Consider the following 18,838-nt stretch of genomic DNA (forward strand, 5'->3'; position numbering starts at 1 on the left):
CAAAATGAAGGACCGAAATAGACAAGGAGAATCACTGTGGTAGAATTGGGAATTTCAACATTTGGGGAAACAACGGAGCTTGAAGGGACTGGGCAAACTTACAGTCATGCCGAACGCATTCGTCAGTTGGTGGCGGAGATTGAACTGGCTGATAAGGTTGGTTTGGATGTGTATGGGATTGGTGAGCACCATCGAGCAGATTTTGCAGTATCAGCCCCAGAGATTGTTCTGGCCGCTGGGGCAGTTAATACCAAGAAAATCCGTTTGACCAGTGCAGTCAGCATTCTCTCAAGTATGGATCCGATTCGCTTGTTCCAACAGTATGCCACTATCGATGCTTTGTCAAATGGACGTGCGGAGATTATGGCCGGAAGGGGTTCTTTCACGGAATCTTTTCCCTTGTTTGGATATGATTTGAAAGACTACGAAGCCCTTTTTGATGAGAAATTAGACTTGCTTCGGTTAGTCAATGAAAAGACCAAGTTAGACTGGCAAGGTCGATTGAGCCAAACAATCTCTGGGAAAGAAGTTTATCCTCGTCCAGTTCAGGATAAATTACCCTTGTGGATAGCGACAGGTGGTCATGTCGAATCAACAGTGAAGATTGCTCAGGCAGGTCTACCGATTGTCTATGCCATTATTGGTGGTAACCCTCGTTATTTTAGAAAGTTGATTCAGGCTTATCGTGAGATTGGGAGCGAAGCGGGTTATGCCAGTCAGGAACTAAAGGTTGGAGCTCATTCTTGGGGTTGGATTGCTGAAGATGGTGAGCAGGCTGTAAAAGATTATTTCCATCCGACCAAGCAAGTAGTGGATGCGATTTCCAAAGATCGTCCGCACTGGCAGGAATTGCGTTATGAGCAATATTTAGAGCAGGTTGGGCCAAGTGGTGCTATGTTTGTGGGCAATCCAGATCAGGTGGCCGAAAAATTGATTCGCATGATTGAAAACTTAGGTTTGGACCGCTTTATGTTGCACTTACCTCTTGGTTCTATGCCTCATGAACAAGTACTGAGAGCTATTGAACTTTTCGGAACGCAAGTAGCACCAAAAGTACGGGCTTACTTTGCCATGAAAGAGGCTTAATAAAAAATCCTAATCAAATGTATTATAACTACAAATATTGTACAAAAAATAATCCCCCACGTGTTGATAATTTTTAATACGTGGGGAATTTTTCTATAGGAGGGCTAGTTTAGTTCTCTTTTTTGTTTTTTAGCAAGAACCCGAGACCTAGAAGGGCAAGGAGACTAATTCCTGCAAACAGGAGTTTGTGATCGTTTTTGGTTCCTGTATTTGGAAGTTCAGCTTGTTTAGCTGGGGTTGCAGGTATATTTTCCTTGCTAGAGTTTTCTACCGATTCGTTTCGAATAGCTTCACTTACAGATGCTGGTTGTGCTTCTTGTTCAGCTTGTGAATCAGTTGTAGCTTGGCTAGGTTTATCTTCTGTATCAGCTATATTTTCATCTGGTTTTGCAGAATCAGGTTTAGTTTGTGGAGCTGGTTCTTGCTGTTCCGGTTTGACTACTCGGTTTGACATATTGTCTTGGCCGTTATTTGGACCGTGTTCTTGTTTTAAGCTAGAAAGGTCAAATTCTGGTTTATCTTCCATAGCTGGACGGCTTTGAGAGACTCGAAGAACAGTAGCTGTAAGGGCATTTAATTTTAAGCCTTTTTCAGTCCATTCAAGTCCTTGCGGGTTGGCAATTCCAACTGGTCCTGCTTGGTTCTCATCTGCCAAAACTTCAGCGTTTCTTAGATGTGCAAAGGCGGTTCCTAAATTAAATTCGCGGGCTTTTTCGTCCGCATTGACAAAGACTGCATAGATGTCTCCATTTGGAGCAGTGATTTGGTAGCCAATCACTACATCCTCTTTTTCCACGCCATTTTGGCCAGGGACAGTGATGAGGTGGACACGGTCTTTGATATCTTGAAGACTCTTAAGTCGGAAGGCATCTGTAGATTGACGAAGGGCAATCAAACCTTTCATATAGTCACGACTCTTGACATTTTCAGGATATGCTTTTCCATCTGTAGCCTTAGTCCAGTCAAATTTGTTGACAGCATCACTAGAATCGTAAGAGTCATGGATGAAGTAAGGATAGTCAAATGGATTACCGTCTTTATCACGCAACAAGTGAGATTTGTTTGGTTTTTTGTCCTCTGTTACAGGAGTTCTGTAGGCTGGGTCACGGAATTGTTTGGTGCGACCATATTCCTGACCAGAGTGGATAAATGGAGTTCCTTGAGCTGTCAAGACCATGAGATTTCCAAGTCGCAAACGACGGTGGATTTCAGCATAGTTCTCGGCCTTGCTTGGGTCTTTTTTAATAGACTGAGCGATGATGTCAAAGAGGGTCAAGTTATCATGGGCTGCGATGTATTGGATGACATCTCCAGGGCTGTCTGCTTCAAAGTTGGTTGGTTGAGCAATCAGATTTTTAAAGACAGTGTTGATATCACGCTTGCCACCTGTGATAAAGGCAGGTTGACCTTCGTTTGGATAACCAGATTTGAGGTTGTTACGGATGTCATCTGAGAAGACAGCGACAGTATCGGTATGTTTCATCCAATCTTGGTCAGCAGCTCTAGTAGGCATATTTTCATCACCAGCATAGGTTCTCCAACCTTCACCCAGCATGATGAGGTTAGGATTAAGGGCGCGTGCAGCCTTGTAAGCTTCTTCGATAGAAGCTGCATCGTGGTCACCCATCATATCGAAACGGAATCCATCCACTTTGTAGGTATCAACTAGATATTTGATAGAGTCAACTAGGAGCCGTTTGGTCATATGGTGGGTTGTCCCCAAGCGTCCACCACCAAAGCTAGTTCGAGGTGTTCCATCAGCATCCATAAAGTGGTAGTAGTTTGGCTCTAGGTCTTCAAAGATATCGACTTTGGCTGTATGGTTGTAAACTACGTCCAGGATGGCTCCCATGCCACGTTTGTGGATCTCATTGATGAGGTTTTTAAACTCTGCGATTCGTTTTTCTGGATTTTTAGGATCGCTTGAGTACATACCAGTCAAGGAGAAGTAGTTTTGAGGGTCATATCCCCAGTTGTAGTTGCTGTTGCTTGAAGCATAGTCAGACAAGCGTTCATTGTTCTTCAATTCATTGACAAAGTAGTAAGACAAGACTGGAAGGAGCTGGATGTGGGTCACACCTAAGTCTTTGAGATAGTCTAGTTTTTCAATAAAGGCTTCAAAGGTACCAAATGGTTTGGTTAAGTCTTTTGCAATGGCAGGATCTGAAGTGAAGTCACGCACATGAGCTTCGTAGATAACGGCATCTTCACGAGTCTTGAAGTTGTGAATCTTACCATAAGTCAAGTCTTGAGGTCCTAGTTTAGCTGGATTTACAAAGGCGGCTTTAGCCACTTTATGGGAAGAGTCTGTTTTTGCAAGATCACTATTCCAAGCAGCGAGGGACTTAGCGTAAGGATCGAGTGCAAGAACAGTTTTACCTTGACGCTCGATTTGGTATTGATAATAGTAGCCAGTGAAATCTGTGATTCCTAGTTTGTTTGTGCTATCTAGAGTTTGTTTCCAAGTTCCTCTTTCTCCTTTTTCAAGAGCGACAGTTCCAACCACTTTTTCAGGGTCATTCTTGTCGTAGACAACGACAGAAACCTTATCAGCACTTGGTGACCAAAGAGTCAAATCAACTTGTTTTCCTTCTTCTTTTAAGTCAGCTCCCAGTTTGCCATCATAACTGTAAGTCTCATCTTTAAGTCGCCAGCTTGTTTTGGTAGTGAATTGGTCGGAATTGTAGCTAACAGTATAAGGATGTTTTGTGTCAGAGAAATCTCCGCTGTAGGTCACTTTCTTACCAGCCTCATCGATTGCGACATCGGTAATAGCTACTTTTTCTCCTAGGTGATTAGTGATGTTGGAGTGCTTGAGGATATCCTCTTTTTTAGCACCGACTAGTGTTGAAAAACTACTTTCAATGCTAGAAGTTCCTACGTGTTGGGCACCTGTCATACGTATATCATGAACATAGTATGGATTTGTGTAAATCGTTTCGTCATCATCTTTTAGGAAAATTTGGCTATGATTTTTCAAATCTGTAAACTTATAATCTTCTTTACGGATTTTCACGTCGTCTCCTTTTTTGCTCTCATCTAGTAATAAAAAGCCGAATTCTTTGGCGGCATCCTTAAGAGGAATGTCGATATAGCGACCATATTTGCCTGTAGCCGTAAAGTCTGTTCCGTCAGGCCATTGAGCACTGCTTGGATTTTTTACATCTCCCCAGTACCAAAGAGATTTCTTGTCATAGTTGCCGTCAGTGCGGTAGTAGTTGACGCGAACAGTACCTGCAGGTTGTGGCTCGTAAGAGAAAACCTTGTAATCTTGGTCTAACCAAGCCTCGTTCATTTTTGGAACTAGTTTTTCTACAGATTTATCGCCGGTTAGATTTTGCCCAGCTGTATTATTGATGAGGAAGCTAATTTTCTTGGCTTGTTCTCCCTTTAATTTGACATCTAGGTAGTAGCCGTAGTCATCTTTTTTGGCATCCTTGAAGGACAAGGCTCCGTTTGGCCAATTTTCAGATGGTTTTTCAACATCGTCCCAAGTCCATAGTCCTTGAGCATCCTTGTTTTCTTCAGGAAGCTTTTTGACGTGGATACGGAAATAGTTGTTTTCGATTGGATCTTCTGCCTTAGTTTCAGTTGCTACTGGACTAGTAGAAGTAGTTGGCTCATTTGAACGATCTTGCCCAGTTTGTGGTGCTGAATCGGCTGGAGTTGTAGCAGGAGTAGGTGTCTCTGTTGAAGGAGCTTCTTCTTTTTTTAGGGAAGCGTTTGCATTATTAGGTGAAGAAAAATCGCTTTCTTTCTTGCCAGCGATGTTTGTTGCATCAGTAAGAGGTTGAGTAAGGGAGGTCGTATTTCTGTTGCTGGGTTCGTTAGTGGTTGGTGTATTTTCGTTTGCTGAGATAGTTGGTGTAGCCATGGCAAGCAGAATAAGGCTTGCTCCAATAAGGACAGAACCAGTTCCATTTTTGAGGGAACGGATGCTGTAAACCATTTTTTTCTCAGTTTGAGATGGTATTTTTCTCATAATGATTCTCCAATCAATAAATTTCTATCATCAGTATAGCACTTAGTAAAATAAGATGCAAGCGTTTTCCTAAAATTAAAATAAAAGAAAAAATCGCAACAGGTTTTGCTACGATTTAGCTAGTATTTCTTATAGGAAAAGATTTTGTCAAAAAATCGTTAATCTCCTTGAAAAATCTAGCTAAATAGGGTATAATATAAGTAATCATTTGTCGTAGGTTTTGTCTGAAATATTGTCCAGACAAGGCTCACAGCAGTTAAATCTTCTGAAAAAGTCAGATTTAGCTGCTCTTTTTGTGCTTTTTTTCAGGATTTTGAGTACTTGTAACAAAGATTTAAAGATTCTGAAAATTTATCAAAGGGACACGGTGATAGGGGTTTTACAACCATATGACGATTAGAAAGCCTGATTGATAAGGCTTGGAACTTATTTACAAAGGAGAATCATCTTGGCAGGACATGACGTTCAATACGGGAAACATCGTACCCGTCGTAGTTTTTCAAGAATCAAAGAAGTTCTTGACTTACCAAATTTGATTGAAATTCAAACTGATTCATTCAAAGCTTTCCTAGACCACGGTCTTAAGGAAGTATTTGAAGATGTATTGCCAATTTCAAACTTCACAGACACAATGGAGTTGGAATTTGTTGGATATGAAATCAAGGAACCAAAATACACGCTAGAAGAAGCTCGTATCCACGATGCTAGCTACTCAGCACCAATTTTTGTAACCTTCCGCTTGATCAATAAAGAAACAGGCGAAATCAAGACCCAAGAAGTTTTCTTTGGTGATTTCCCAATCATGACTGAAATGGGTACTTTCATCATCAATGGTGGTGAACGTATCATCGTATCTCAGTTGGTCCGCTCACCAGGTGTTTACTTTAATGATAAAGTTGATAAAAATGGTAAAGTGGGCTACGGTTCAACTGTTATCCCTAACCGTGGAGCTTGGTTGGAACTTGAAAGCGACTCAAAAGATATTGCCTACACTCGTATCGACCGTACTCGTAAGATTCCATTTACAACCTTGGTTCGTGCGCTTGGTTTCTCAGGTGATGATGAAATCTTTGATATCTTTGGTGACAGCGAATTGGTTCGCAACACTGTTGAAAAAGATATCCATAAGAACCCAATGGACTCTCGTACAGACGAAGCTTTGAAAGAAATCTACGAACGTCTTCGTCCAGGTGAGCCTAAGACTGCTGAAAGCTCACGTAGCTTGCTTGTAGCTCGTTTCTTTGACCCACGTCGCTATGACTTGGCAGCAGTTGGTCGTTACAAGATCAATAAAAAACTCAATGTTAAAACACGTTTGCTCAACCAAACCATTGCGGAACCATTGGTAGATCCTGAAACAGGCGAAATCTTGGTAGAAGCTGGTACAATCATGACTCGTAGTGTGATTGAAAGCATTGAAAGCCATTTGGATGGCGACTTGAACAAGATTGTCTACATTCCAAACGATGCAGCCGTTGTGACTGAGCCAGTTGTTCTTCAAAAATTCAAGGTTGTTGCACCAACTGATCCAGACCGCGTCGTAACGATTATTGGTAATGCCAATCCAGATGACAAGGTTCGTATCGTCACTCCTGCAGATATCCTTGCTGAGATGAGCTACTTCCTCAACTTGGCTGAAGGACTTGGCCGTGTAGATGATATCGACCACCTTGGAAACCGTCGTATCCGTGCGGTTGGTGAATTGCTTGCCAATCAAGTACGTCTTGGACTTTCTCGTATGGAACGTAATGTCCGTGAACGTATGTCTGTTCAAGACAACGAAGTCTTGACACCGCAACAAATTATCAACATCCGTCCTGTAACAGCTGCGGTGAAAGAATTCTTTGGTTCATCACAGTTGTCACAGTTCATGGACCAACACAACCCACTTTCTGAGTTGTCTCACAAACGCCGTTTGTCAGCCTTAGGACCTGGTGGTTTGACACGTGACCGTGCTGGATATGAAGTACGTGACGTGCACTACACTCACTATGGTCGTATGTGTCCAATCGAAACACCTGAAGGACCTAACATCGGTTTGATTAACAACTTGTCATCTTACGGACATTTGAACAAGTATGGTTTTGTTCAAACACCATACCGTAAGGTTGACCGTGAAACAGGTGTTGTCACAAACGAAATCGTTTGGTTGACAGCCGATGAAGAAGATGAATTTACTGTAGCACAGGCTAATTCTCGTCTGAATGAAGATGGAACATTTGCTGAGAAAGTTGTCATGGGACGTCACCAAGGGGTCAACCAAGAGTATCCAGCTAATGTTGTTGACTACATGGACGTATCACCAAAACAGGTAGTTGCCGTTGCGACGGCATGTATTCCTTTCTTGGAAAACGATGACTCCAACCGTGCCCTCATGGGAGCCAACATGCAACGTCAGGCTGTGCCATTGATCAATCCTCAAGCACCTTACGTTGGTACTGGTATGGAATACCAAGCTGCCCACGACTCTGGAGCGGCTGTGATTGCTCAGTATGATGGTAAAGTTACCTATGCAGATGCTGACAAGGTAGAAGTTCGTCGTGAAGATGGTTCATTGGATGTTTACCATATCCAAAAATTCCGTCGTTCAAACTCAGGTACTGCCTACAACCAACGCACTCTCGTAAGAGTTGGCGATGTCGTTGAAAAAGGTGATTTCATCGCTGACGGACCTTCTATGGAAAATGGAGAAATGGCGCTTGGACAAAACCCAATCGTTGCCTACATGACTTGGGAAGGTTACAACTTCGAGGATGCCGTTATCATGAGCGAACGCTTGGTGAAAGACGATGTCTACACATCTGTCCACCTTGAAGAATATGAATCAGAAACACGCGATACAAAGCTTGGGCCTGAAGAAATCACTCGCGAAATTCCAAACGTTGGTGAAGATGCCCTTAAAGACCTTGACGAAATGGGGATTATCCGTATCGGTGCTGAGGTTAAAGAAGGCGATATCCTTGTAGGTAAAGTAACGCCTAAGGGTGAGAAAGACCTTTCAGCTGAAGAACGACTCTTGCACGCTATCTTCGGAGATAAATCTCGTGAAGTACGTGACACTTCTCTTCGTGTACCACACGGAGCTGATGGTGTCGTTCGTGATGTTAAAATCTTTACACGTGCAAATGGAGATGAATTGCAATCAGGTGTTAATATGCTGGTTCGCGTCTACATCGCTCAAAAACGTAAGATTAAGGTCGGAGATAAGATGGCCGGACGTCACGGAAACAAAGGGGTTGTCTCTCGTATCGTTCCTGTAGAAGACATGCCTTACCTTCCAGACGGAACTCCAGTCGACATCATGTTGAACCCACTTGGGGTGCCATCACGTATGAATATCGGTCAGGTTATGGAGCTCCACCTTGGTATGGCAGCTCGTACTCTTGGTATTCACATCGCAACACCAGTCTTTGACGGAGCAAGTTCTGAAGACCTTTGGTCAACTGTTAAAGAAGCAGGTATGGATAGCGATGCCAAAACAATCCTTTACGATGGACGTACTGGAGAACCGTTTGATAACCGTGTTTCTGTCGGAGTCATGTACATGATCAAACTCCACCACATGGTTGACGATAAATTGCACGCGCGTTCAGTCGGACCTTACTCAACTGTTACCCAACAACCACTCGGAGGTAAAGCTCAGTTTGGTGGACAACGTTTCGGTGAGATGGAGGTTTGGGCTCTTGAAGCCTATGGTGCATCAAATGTCCTTCAAGAAATCTTGACTTACAAGTCTGACGATATCAACGGACGTTTGAAAGCTTATGAAGCCATTACAAAAGGAAAACCAATTCCAAAACCAGGTGTGCCAGAATCCTTCCGAGTTCTTGTCAAAGAATTGCAATCTCTTGGTCTTGACATGCGTGTCCTAGACGAAGATGACCAAGAAGTGGAACTTCGCGACTTGGATGAAGGAATGGACGAAGATGTCATCCACGTAGATGACCTTGAAAAAGCCCGCGAAAAAGCAGCCCAAGAGGCTAAAGCAGCCTTTGAAGCTGAAGAAGCTGAGAAAGCAACAAAAGCGGAAGCAACAGAAGAAGCTGCTGAACAAGAATAAGTAGCTCACTTAGAATAGAAAGGGAAGAAATAGTGGTTGATGTAAATCGTTTTAAAAGTATGCAAATCACCCTAGCTTCTCCAAGTAAAGTCCGTTCATGGTCTTATGGAGAAGTCAAAAAACCTGAAACAATCAATTACCGTACCTTGAAACCAGAACGTGAAGGACTCTTTGATGAAGTTATCTTTGGTCCTACAAAAGACTGGGAATGTGCTTGTGGTAAGTACAAACGCATTCGTTACAGAGGGATTGTTTGTGACCGTTGTGGGGTTGAAGTAACGCGTACAAAAGTTCGTCGTGAGCGTATGGGGCATATTGAGTTGAAAGCTCCTGTATCTCACATCTGGTACTTCAAGGGGATTCCAAGCCGTATGGGCTTGACCCTTGATATGAGCCCTCGTGCCCTCGAGGAAGTTATCTACTTTGCGGCTTATGTGGTGATTGATCCTAAGGATACACCACTGGAACACAAGACTATCATGACAGAGCGCGAATACCGTGAGCGCTTGCGTGAATATGGTTATGGATCATTCGTTGCCAAGATGGGTGCCGAAGCCATCCAAGACCTTTTGAAACAAGTAGATCTTGAAAAAGAAATTGCTGAACTCAAAGAAGAGTTGAAAACAGCTACTGGACAAAAACGTGTCAAAGCCATCCGTCGTTTGGATGTTTTGGATGCCTTTTACAAGTCTGGAAACAAACCTGAATGGATGATTCTCAACATCCTTCCGGTTATTCCACCAGATCTTCGTCCAATGTTGCAGTTGGATGGTGGACGTTTTGCTTCATCTGACTTGAATGACCTTTACCGCCGTGTTATCAACCGTAACAATCGTTTGGCTCGTTTGCTTGAGTTGAATGCACCTGGTATCATCGTTCAAAATGAGAAGCGTATGCTTCAAGAAGCAGTTGACGCTTTGATTGACAATGGTCGTCGTGGTCGTCCAATCACAGGACCAGGTAGCCGTCCATTGAAATCATTGAGCCATATGCTTAAAGGTAAACAAGGACGCTTCCGTCAAAACTTGCTCGGTAAACGTGTTGACTTCTCAGGACGTTCTGTTATCGCCGTTGGTCCAACTCTTAAGATGTACCAATGTGGTGTGCCACGTGAAATGGCGATTGAGCTCTTTAAACCATTCGTTATGCGTGAAATTGTTGCACGTGATATCGTGCAAAACGTCAAAGCTGCTAAACGCTTGGTGGAACGCGGAGATGAGCGTATCTGGGATATCCTGGAAGAAGTGATTAAAGAACACCCAGTGCTTTTGAACCGCGCACCGACCCTTCACCGTTTGGGTATCCAAGCCTTCGAGCCAGTCTTGATTGATGGTAAGGCCCTCCGCTTGCACCCGCTTGTCTGTGAAGCCTACAATGCCGACTTTGACGGGGACCAAATGGCCATCCACGTACCGCTTTCAGAAGAAGCCCAAGCAGAAGCTCGTATCTTGATGCTAGCTGCTGAGCACATCTTGAACCCGAAAGATGGTAAACCAGTTGTTACTCCATCTCAGGACATGGTTTTGGGTAACTACTACTTGACTATGGAAGAAGCTGGTCGTGAAGGTGAAGGAATGGTCTTCAAGGACCGTGACGAAGCGGTTATGGCTTACCGTAATGGTTATGTTCACCTTCACTCGCGTGTTGGTATCGCAACAGATAGTCTCAACAAGCCTTGGACAGAAGAGCAAAAACACAAGGTCTTGCTTACAACAGTTGGTAAAATCCTCTTCAACGACATCATGCCAGAGGGTCTACCATACTTGCAAGAACCAAACAATGCCAACTTGACAGAAGGCGTTCCAGCTAAATACTTCTTGCCACTTGGTGGAGATATCAAGGAAGCTATCAGCAAACTTGAACTCAATCCTCCATTCAAGAAGAAAAACCTTGGGAATATCATCGCTGAAATCTTCAAACGTTTCCGTACGACAGAAACTTCTGCCCTACTTGACCGTATGAAGAACCTCGGTTACCACCACTCAACTCTTGCAGGATTGACAGTGGGTATTGCCGATATCCCAGTCGTTGATGACAAGGCTGAAATCATTGAAGAATCACACAAACGTGTAGAACAAATCACAAAACAATTCCGTCGTGGTATGATCACAGACGACGAGCGTTACAATGCCGTTACAGCTGAATGGCGTGCTGCCCGTGAAAAACTAGAGAAACGTTTGATTGCCAACCAAGATCCTAAGAACCCAATCGTTATGATGATGGATTCTGGAGCCCGTGGTAACATCTCAAACTTCTCACAGCTTGCCGGTATGCGTGGTTTGATGGCGGCTCCGAACGGACGTATCATGGAATTGCCAATCCTTTCAAACTTCCGCGAAGGTTTGTCAGTACTCGAAATGTTCTTCTCAACTCACGGTGCGCGTAAAGGTATGACCGATACGGCCCTTAAGACAGCCGACTCAGGTTACTTGACTCGTCGTTTGGTTGACGTTGCCCAAGATGTTATCATCCGTGAGGACGACTGTGGAACTGACCGTGGTCTCTTGATCCGTTCTATCGCAGAAGGAAAAGAGATGATCGAGTCTCTGGAAGAACGTCTCAATGGTCGTTACACTAAGAAAACTGTTAAACATCCAGAAACTGGTGCAGTTATCATCGGTCCAAATGAGTTGATTACAGAAGACAAGGCGCGTGAAATTGTTAATGCTGGTGTGGAAGAAGTGACTATCCGCTCTGTATTTACATGTAACACTCGTCATGGTGTCTGCCGTCACTGTTATGGTATCAACTTGGCGACTGGTGATGCGGTTGAAGTTGGTGAAGCAGTTGGTACAATCGCTGCCCAATCTATCGGGGAACCTGGTACACAGCTTACAATGCGTACCTTCCACACGGGTGGGGTTGCCTCAAATACCGATATCACTCAGGGTCTTCCTCGTGTCCAAGAAATCTTTGAAGCCCGCAATCCTAAAGGGGAAGCGGTTATCACGGAGGTTAAAGGACAAGTTACCGCTATCGAAGAAGATGCTTCAACTCGCACTAAGAAAGTCTTTGTTAAGGGTGAAACTGGCGAAGGGGAATATGTCGTTCCATTTACCGCTCGTATGCGTGTCGAAGTTGGAGACCAAGTAGCGCGTGGTGCTGCTCTTACAGAAGGTTCTATCCAACCAAAACGCCTCCTTGCAGTTCGCGATGTCTTGTCAGTTGAAACGTACCTTCTCGGTGAAGTACAAAAAGTTTACCGTAGCCAAGGGGTAGAAATCGGTGACAAACACATCGAGGTAATGGTTCGTCAAATGATCCGTAAAGTCCGTGTCATGGATCCAGGTGACACAGATCTTCTCATGGGTACCCTCATGGATATCAATGACTTTACAGATGCCAATAAAGATGTCCTTATCGCAGGAGGAGTTCCAGCGACTGGTCGTCCAGTCCTTATGGGAATTACCAAAGCCTCACTTGAAACAAACAGTTTCTTGTCAGCGGCTTCCTTCCAGGAAACAACTCGTGTCCTTACTGACGCAGCTATCCGTGGTAAGAAAGACCATCTCCTTGGACTCAAGGAAAATGTTATCATCGGTAAGATCATCCCAGCAGGTACTGGTATGGCTCGTTACCGTAACCTTGAACCACATGCTGTCAACGAAGAAGAATACCTTAATCCTCCAGTAGAGGAAGAAGGGAATGAAGAAACAACAGAAGTAGTTGTGGATACTGCCGTTGAAACTGTGGAAGAAACAGTAGAATAAAAAAGAATGGAGAACCTTCGGGTTCTCTTTTCTTTTCTGAAAACTTTCTCTGTTTTTCCATAAAATGTGGTAAAATAAAAGAAAGAAGCTGACAAAGGAGACAGGTATGGAACAAACATTTTTTATCATTAAACCAGATGGTGTAAAAAGAGGACTAGTAGGTGAAGTGTTAAAACGCATCGAACAGCGTGGATTTACAATCGAAAAATTGGAGTTGCGTACAAAGGTTTCAGAAGAGTTGATTGACCAGCACTATCAGGACTTGGTTGGTCAGAGTTTTTACCCACCGATTCGTGAATTTATGACTTCAGGACCGGTTCTTGTAGGTATCATTTCTGGTCCCAAAGTAATCGAAACTTGGCGGACTATGATGGGTGCGACTCGTCCAGAAGAAGCTTTACCAGGAACTATTCGAGGTGATTTTGCAAAAGCTGCTGGAGAAAATGAGGTTATCCAAAATGTTGTACATGGTTCAGATTCAGAAGAGTCAGCTAAGCGAGAGATAGCACTTTGGTTTTAAGAGTGGAGTGGCTCAATCAATTGGTTAAAAGCTCATTTGAATAGAAAGTATAGTTAATTAGTTTAAGACATGACGCATGATATCAAACTTTTTAGTTTTTGATATGGTGCGTTTTTTGATTAAGTGACTATTAGTTCGTCTCGCTCCGTTAGGTGCGAGACAAAAAAACACCCGCTATGCGGGTGCGCGTCGAAGGTTATACCCAAAAAACTCCAAACGCGATACAATAAAGGTGTTCAAGCCAATTGTAAAGCGAAAGGAGAAAAATATGGCACAAAAGGTTCTTTTGTCCTGTTCTTGTTTCAATTGATTATATTTCTATACTTTTTCTTCCTTTCTCTGTGAAAATCGCAAGTTTTTCCCACTTTTTCTCAATACTGAAACAACATCTTTCCAGAACTTCGATAATTTCTTTTTGTGTTAAATCATTATTTAACTAAATCTTTGGAGGTAATACGTTTTCAAAGCTACTTTTTTACCATAGGTTTTGAGCCTTCAATACAGATTACTAAGCCAAAAATGCTCTAAATTTTTGAAATTCTAACAAATTCCACTCAACTTTATCATCATCTTTGACTTTCACAATATCTTCCTCAAAATAACATGGAATAAAGATAGTTTTCTTTTGAAACGGTTGTAGGAGGAAAATCTCTCCTACACTGTTATTGATTCTGAGAGAAAATTGCAAAATATCATCTACCAAACTTTCAATTATTAAGATTTTTTGCAGTTTATCTGAATTAGAATCGCAAGGCTTCTCAATAATATAATTGTCGAATTTTTTCATTCTAACTTCCTCTCCACTATTTCTTCCTTTATCAAGAAAAAGTTACCTCAATATTAATAAAGTACAATTCTAAATTAACTCCAATTATTGATTCATGATAATATTTCAGTAACTCATCGTGCAATTAAAAACAAGGATTTTTATTTCAGACGATCCATCGTGAACACTTCATCAGCCATCTCCCAAATTGCCGGATTATGTGTTGCGATAATGATTAGCCTATTATCATCTCGAAGAGATAGCAAAATCTCCATAATCAACTGAGAGGTTGCTGGGTCTATTGAAGCTGTTGGCTCATCTGCCAAAATAAAGGGTGGATTCTTTAAGATAACTTTTGCCAAGGCAACCCGTTGCGATTCTCCGCCCGATAACTCAAAGATGCGCTTATCTAGGTCAAGATAAGCCAGGCCGACCTGTTCTAAAGCCTGCTTCTGCCTCAACCGCTGTTCCGACCGACTCAACTTTTGACCAATGAGACCTAGCTTAAGGTTTTCTTCAATACTTTGGTTTTCAATCAAGCCAAAGTTCTGGAAGAGGTAGCCCAATTCATGACGGAAAAAATCACTCGATTTATAATTGGCCAAGTCTTTACCTCGGTAAAAAATCGTCCCATCATAAGATTCTAATTTCCCAATCATGTTCATCAAGGTTGTTTTTCCGCTACCACTTGAACCAATTAAGGCATAGACTTTTCCAGCCTCAAATGTTATTGAAAGATTCGAAAATAACTCTCGTTCTCCAAAAGATTTACTCACCTGTTTAAGTTCAATCATATTAACCTCCCTTCAAAACAAGCATGGACATCTTGTTTTCTTTCTGCATTTGGACATGTAACTGTAAAAGAGATAGACCAGTAAAGAGTAACGAGACTAAGAAAGCAACTACTATCTCTACCATAAGAAATACACTCGCAATAAATCCCAGTAAAAACACACCCAGTTGAGCAAAGAGATAAGTGCGATGGATTTCTAAGAACCTGAGACCTGCAATGCGTTTGATAAAAATGGCACGTCTAAATTCTTCAAAGTAGAGCCTATTCATAGTGTTAAACAACAAGATTGAAGTTGCAATCCCAAGCACAGCTCCTGCTAGCATTACCCAACGTTCCCTCTGGATATTATCCAATAATGTGATGTAGTTGTGGTAACCTGTTTGCATTTCTGAGACCCAATTTTCAATGCCTTGTCTCTGGATAAGCTCCTGGGCATCAGACAATTGATTAAAGAGAACGTAGTTCTGTACTGCGTCTACCCAAAACAAAACGGACTGTGGACCAGTTGATTGGGGTGTTATAACAATGATGATTGGATCTTTCAAAAACTGCTGGTAAGAAATAGGGGTCGTATTATACACAAAACGATCCTGACCTGATTCCAAATAACCTACCGTAGCAGTCATTTGCTGTCGTTCATCTTGACTAGACATGCGACTGGTTAAGTCGTCTTCAAAAACAGATTTATAATGTTCTTCCTCTGAACGGAGGTGTTCAGGCAGCAATAAGACAAACTCCCCTACATCAAGGTGATTCATCTTTTGCTCAATAGTTGTATCTACAGGAATGTTTTGACGCTCCAAGTATTGCGGTGTGACGATAAGGACATTGCCATTCGGGCTGTAATCGTGCCATTCTGTAGAGGTTGTCAAGTTTTTGGAGGAAGCCATGCCATTTTGCAAAGAACGGTCAATTAACTGGTGTCTAGATAAGAAAGCCTTTTTTTCTGAAACAGCCAAATCCATCAATTGATACCAAGTTCTGAGTTTCCTTTGAGCTTGTTCATCAAAACCAGGACTCGCTCCTTCACGGCTGAATGATAGGGTAATCAGTTGCCTTTCCTGGCTCCAAGCCTCTTGTCCAATCCGATGCTGTTGCCAGGCTTGGGAATACTTTAAGCTACTCCCTATTCCCAGCGTTACAATAATAATCGCTAATAGTTGACCGATTAAAATCAAACTAATGATTCCTCTGACAGGCACTTGCCCTTTTATAATCTGCATCAGGTGTATCTTTTTTATCCCAACTGCGAAGAGTTGAGCGAAAAACAGGGAGATCGACAACAAGATGAGATTATAACTGAGCAAGCCTGCTCCTATGGTCATTAGGGATTGCGTTGGAAGCGACAGAATTTTTTGCATAAGAATGGCGAGCACGCCAGCTAAACTGAAACCAACAGCTATCCCTTTCAAATCCTCACCAACTGGTCTAAGGAAAATGGACCACCGTTTCTCTCCTGAAATGAGGCGAATGCCCGACGACCGTAATTGGCTAATTTGACTAATTAAAGTCAGTGCTCCAAAGGTTAAGATGAAAATCAATAAACTGATTAACTGAAATCCGTTACTAAAGATAGCCATTAACGTAGATAGTTTAGATGGAATTGTCAGGTGCATGTTAGTCAAGCCAAGTTGACTTAGCTCCTCCCTTAGCAAGTGAATATCTAGGTTTCCATCGAATACAAAATAGTTTGTTTCAACACTACTACTTTGAGCATCTTCTAGATTTTTTTCCTGTAGCCCATCAGGCAACTTTCCGTTCCCAAAGGTCGTATAAGAAAACACTGGAGTACCTTCTGAGTTAGGATCCTGGTGTTGAATCGCAATAAAGCTATCCGTTTCTTCTGCTAGTTTTTCCAAGCGTGTAGCAACATGCTGAAAAGTTGTTTCAGGGGAAGAATCACGTACAACAACGTTGGGGTAATAATGGGAAACATATGTATCAGTCCAAATGGTAAATACCCAAACAAAGAACAAACTAGCAAGCAGGTTGGATATGAGTATAAATAATTTTTTCATAGTGCATTCCTTATTCTAAAATAGAGGACAGAAATACCCATGCCCTCTATAAACTAACAAGCTTACTAAACTATTGATAAAAGAATCTTCTTCAATTATTCTTTACCATCCCGCATCAAATGTAATTTGCTCCCCAATTATTTGGATCATGATAGCCTCCATAGGTCCACTCGCCACCACGGTGAGAAGCTACCAAAACAGGAAGAGCCAAACTAAATGCCAAAACGGCAAGGGATGATGCAACTACATATTTTAATTAGAAATCTCAGTCTGAATTATAGTATCCTATTTTTTCCTCCTTTCTAACTGCACGTTCCTTTCTACAGGCAGAGACCTAATTTTATAAACTAATCTTAAATACTTTAGATTTTGTAACTCATAATTTTCAACAGTTGGTTAGCTATGAAAGCATTTTATCAAACATCTCCATTCTTATATCTATCTGGTATTGTTACAAGCTCTCATAAGAATACCTTTCTCTAAATAGTTGAATTTTAAAGTAATACGACATCAATCAGCCTTCCCAACATCAAGACCATTGGACTTCTTTTGCGATTGGACTCGAATCTCCAATTGTTTATTCTTCTGAATGAATTGTTGGTAAGGAATTGTGTTACTAAATGTAAAAACACATAGTAATGCTAATATAGCTAATTTTTGAATTCCACAATTTTTCTTCATTCGTGAAACCCTTTTCTTTTTCGTTATTCTTATTTTAACAGATATATTTTATTTAGCCAAGCATTTTTATGTAATTTTTGACTTTTTTATTTATTACCATAAAGAATTATTTGTTTCTTTAACTTACTATTTGCTTATTTTTATAATAAAATTAAGTAAATAGGAAGGTTTATTATCTTTAATGAATACACTCGCAGAGAAATTCAGATTGAAAAGAAAAGAGTTGAGACTCTCCCAACAAACTCTTGCAGAAGGAATTTGTGAACAGAGCCAGATTAGTAAAATTGAGAGAGGGCATTTCATTCCCTCCGCAGACCTTTTGTTCAAACTCTCACAACGACTTGAAGTGCCACTAGATTATTTTTTTAATGAACAAATTGAAATTAAATCTAACCTCTCTAATTTCAAGCAATTATCTGCTCGACTATTAGATGACAGAAATTATGACAATTTGGAATATATTTATAGAATAGAGATTGAACGAAGTACTTTTCTAACACTAGAAGACCGAACTTACCTTGAATGGATTAAAGCTATTATTGACTTCTATCAATATGACAGTAAGTGTGAGGCAATTTCTTCATTGGAAAATATATTATTAAAAGTCTCCTCAAATACTCTGATTTATTTAAAGGCGTTGAATACCCTATCTAATTTCTATTCCTTAGTGGGTCGTGAACAAGAATATGAGGCAAACTACTCTCATTTAATGGAGTTATATCAGACAAAAAATTTTGAGCATCAAGAGTTTTTATTTGGATACATCAGAGTTCGTTACAACTACGCTCACTACCTAGTGTCAAAGGAAAAATATAACGAAGCCATCCAAGAAGCTCTTGAGACGATTGAACTCTGTAAACAAAGACAGACAAGCTACCAACTGGCTCCCCTACTTATTCTTGTAGGAAATGCTGGAGCCAAATTTCTAGACAAAGAACAAGTCAAAAATTATTATATAGAAGCAAGAGAGTTATGTAAGATTTATAACAATCCTTTAATGTTGATGAAGATAGAAAATTATTTGAAGGAATTAGATACTGTTTAGTTAATCTTGACATTATAGTTTTTCTGAAACGTTAAATAACCTGTAAGGCTGATAGTGAAATGAATACTATCAGCCTTATTTCAAGTTTATATTCTTCCAAAATCTCTTCAAACCACGTCAGCTCTATCTGCAACCTCAAAACAGTGTCTTGAGCAACCTGTGGCTAGCTTCCTAGAT

General features: G+C 41.4%; 10 protein-coding genes. 5 read left to right on the plus strand and 5 right to left on the minus strand.

Going from position 1 to position 18,838, the window contains the following annotated elements; all coding sequences use genetic code 11:
• Positions 1 to 36: 36 nt before the first annotated feature.
• Positions 37 to 1,086: an LLM class flavin-dependent oxidoreductase gene (locus QM424_RS04750; RefSeq protein ID WP_414393291.1), complete on the plus strand. Its 1,050-nt coding sequence runs from the start codon at positions 37 to 39 to the stop codon at positions 1,084 to 1,086.
• Positions 1,087 to 1,195: 109 nt separating this feature from the next.
• Here QM424_RS04750 and QM424_RS04755 read toward each other — a convergent pair whose 3' ends face one another.
• The gene (locus tag QM424_RS04755) at positions 1,196 to 5,068 is read right to left on the minus strand and encodes a pullulanase (RefSeq protein WP_414393293.1); all 3,873 of its coding nucleotides are present in this window, start codon (positions 5,066 to 5,068) and stop codon (positions 1,196 to 1,198) included.
• Between the two features lie 448 nt (positions 5,069 to 5,516).
• Between QM424_RS04755 and rpoB the strand changes: the two genes are divergently transcribed.
• From rpoB to ndk, 3 genes are all read left to right on the plus strand, one after another.
• The gene (gene rpoB, locus QM424_RS04760; RefSeq protein ID WP_414393295.1) at positions 5,517 to 9,128 is read left to right on the plus strand and encodes a DNA-directed RNA polymerase subunit beta; all 3,612 of its coding nucleotides are present in this window, start codon (positions 5,517 to 5,519) and stop codon (positions 9,126 to 9,128) included.
• A 32-nt stretch (positions 9,129 to 9,160) separates the two neighbouring features.
• Complete coding sequence (gene rpoC / locus QM424_RS04765; RefSeq protein ID WP_414393297.1) at positions 9,161 to 12,838, plus strand: DNA-directed RNA polymerase subunit beta'; 3,678 nt, start codon at positions 9,161 to 9,163, stop codon at positions 12,836 to 12,838.
• A gap of 106 nt (positions 12,839 to 12,944) precedes the next feature.
• Positions 12,945 to 13,358 carry a nucleoside-diphosphate kinase gene (gene ndk, locus QM424_RS04770; protein WP_000438297.1) on the plus strand — a complete coding sequence of 138 codons (414 nt, stop codon included), beginning with the start codon at positions 12,945 to 12,947 and terminating at the stop codon, positions 13,356 to 13,358.
• 508 nt (positions 13,359 to 13,866) lie between these two features.
• Here ndk and QM424_RS04775 read toward each other — a convergent pair.
• From QM424_RS04775 to QM424_RS04790, 4 genes are all read right to left on the minus strand, one after another.
• Complete coding sequence (locus tag QM424_RS04775; RefSeq protein ID WP_000712968.1) at positions 13,867 to 14,145, minus strand: hypothetical protein; 279 nt, start codon at positions 14,143 to 14,145, stop codon at positions 13,867 to 13,869.
• Between the two features lie 140 nt (positions 14,146 to 14,285).
• Positions 14,286 to 14,918 carry an ABC transporter ATP-binding protein gene (locus QM424_RS04780; protein ID WP_042900559.1) on the minus strand — a complete coding sequence of 211 codons (633 nt, stop codon included), beginning with the start codon at positions 14,916 to 14,918 and terminating at the stop codon, positions 14,286 to 14,288.
• 1 nt (position 14,919) lies between these two features.
• The gene (locus tag QM424_RS04785) at positions 14,920 to 16,935 is read right to left on the minus strand and encodes a bacteriocin-associated integral membrane family protein (protein WP_414393300.1); all 2,016 of its coding nucleotides are present in this window, start codon (positions 16,933 to 16,935) and stop codon (positions 14,920 to 14,922) included.
• A 510-nt stretch (positions 16,936 to 17,445) separates the two neighbouring features.
• Positions 17,446 to 17,616: a PhrA family quorum-sensing system peptide gene (locus QM424_RS04790; RefSeq protein WP_049532502.1), complete on the minus strand. Its 171-nt coding sequence runs from the start codon at positions 17,614 to 17,616 to the stop codon at positions 17,446 to 17,448.
• Positions 17,617 to 17,797: 181 nt separating this feature from the next.
• Here QM424_RS04790 and QM424_RS04795 point away from each other — a divergent pair, with 181 nt between their 5' ends.
• Positions 17,798 to 18,661 carry a helix-turn-helix domain-containing protein gene (locus QM424_RS04795; RefSeq protein ID WP_004247195.1) on the plus strand — a complete coding sequence of 288 codons (864 nt, stop codon included), beginning with the start codon at positions 17,798 to 17,800 and terminating at the stop codon, positions 18,659 to 18,661.
• Positions 18,662 to 18,838: the final 177 nt, after the last annotated feature.

Origin of the sequence: Streptococcus mitis (assembly GCF_047464945.1) — a bacterium.
In the GTDB taxonomy this organism is placed as follows: Bacteria; Bacillota; Bacilli; order Lactobacillales; family Streptococcaceae; genus Streptococcus; species Streptococcus mitis_EA.

Coding starts and splice junctions, on each gene's coding strand:
- QM424_RS04755 (WP_414393293.1), bottom strand. CDS start 5,068: ATGAGAAAAATACCATCTCAAACTGAGAAAAAAATGGTTTACAGCATC.
- ndk (WP_000438297.1), top strand. CDS start 12,945: ATGGAACAAACATTTTTTATCATTAAACCAGATGGTGTAAAAAGAGGA.
- QM424_RS04775 (WP_000712968.1), bottom strand. CDS start 14,145: ATGAAAAAATTCGACAATTATATTATTGAGAAGCCTTGCGATTCTAAT.
- QM424_RS04780 (WP_042900559.1), bottom strand. CDS start 14,918: ATGATTGAACTTAAACAGGTGAGTAAATCTTTTGGAGAACGAGAGTTA.
- QM424_RS04785 (WP_414393300.1), bottom strand. CDS start 16,935: ATGAAAAAATTATTTATACTCATATCCAACCTGCTTGCTAGTTTGTTC.
- QM424_RS04790 (WP_049532502.1), bottom strand. CDS start 17,616: ATGAAGAAAAATTGTGGAATTCAAAAATTAGCTATATTAGCATTACTA.
- QM424_RS04795 (WP_004247195.1), top strand. CDS start 17,798: ATGAATACACTCGCAGAGAAATTCAGATTGAAAAGAAAAGAGTTGAGA.